The sequence below is a fragment of the Bradyrhizobium sp. Crot121 genome (assembly GCF_059512385.1).
Window position 1 is genome coordinate 1 of record NZ_JCAMOR010000343.1, and the last position, 499, is coordinate 499.

General features: G+C 59.5%; 1 protein-coding gene. It reads right to left on the reverse strand.

Going from position 1 to position 499, the window contains the following annotated elements:
• Positions 1–375 (reverse strand): redoxin domain-containing protein (locus tag AC5ZGW_RS46880; protein ID WP_496114235.1); only part of this gene is annotated, 375 nt, incomplete at its 3' end.
• Positions 376–499: the final 124 nt, after the last annotated feature.

Consider the following 499-nt stretch of genomic DNA (forward strand, 5'->3'; position numbering starts at 1 on the left):
GCCGTCCGGCGAACGCACTTCAAGACCATCGACCAGCCCGCCCTTGGTGTCGGCAAACTGCCAGATCGGCAGATGGTGCAGGTCCTTGTGCGAGCGTCGCCAAGCGAGCTTGCAGAACTCGTTGTCGGTCGAGCCGCCCAGCACGACCGCGTCGCGGTCGGCAAAATCCTTCGACAGCCGGGCAAACTCGGCGATCTCGGTTGGGCAGACGAAGGTGAAATCCTTTGGGTAGAAGAAAATGATCTTCCATTTCCCAGGGAAGCTGTTTTTCGTCAGCGGCTCGAACGCGCTCTGCGCGCTCTCGTCGTGCAGGTGAAAACCGGGCTTCACGCCTGTGATTTCGAACGGCGGCAACTTACTTCCAATTCCCAGCATATTGTCCTCACAAGTTTGCTTCGCGCGGGAAGCGACGGTCCCGGTCTCAAGTCAAGCAAGCGATGTGCCAGGAGATCTCGCGGTTCAACTGGCGGAAATGCGACAATCGGATGCTCGCCGCGGC